Source organism: Mesorhizobium sp. YM1C-6-2 (genome assembly GCF_003666685.1).
Lineage (GTDB): Bacteria > Pseudomonadota > Alphaproteobacteria > Rhizobiales > Rhizobiaceae > Mesorhizobium_K.
Genome location: NZ_RCIZ01000040.1, coordinates 1 through 372, shown reverse-complemented (window position 1 = coordinate 372; position 372 = coordinate 1). Strand labels below are relative to the sequence as shown.

Sequence of the window (372 nt, the reverse complement as noted above, 5' to 3'; positions counted from 1 at the left end):
TGTTGATTGCTGCTGAGAAGTGACCCGGGGTTTTCATCGAGAAGTGACCCACCGTGCGATTATGTTTCGGGTCTCATATGTGGGTCAAGATGGTGCTTTCTCCTTCCTGGCTTTGGGCCGCTGAGCAGAGCTGTTCTTGAACCGGAAGCTGTCGTTGCCGGTTTCGAGGATATGGCAGTGATGGGTGAGCCGATCGAGGAGCGCGGTCGTCATTTTGGCATCGCCGAACACGCTGGCCCACTCGCTGAAGCTCAGGTTGGTGGTGATGATGACGCTGGTGCGCTCGTAGAGCTTGCTAAGCAGGTGGAACAGCAGAGCCCCGCCTGAGGCGCTGAACGGCAGATAGCCAAGCTCGTCGAGGATCACGAGGTC

General features: G+C 57.5%; 1 protein-coding gene. It reads right to left on the bottom strand.

Annotated features, from left to right (window positions below; all coding sequences use genetic code 11):
- Positions 1–84 precede the first annotated feature (84 nt).
- The coding region (locus D8676_RS26610) for an ATP-binding protein (protein WP_183097270.1) at positions 85–372 on the bottom strand (288 nt) is incomplete at its 5' end.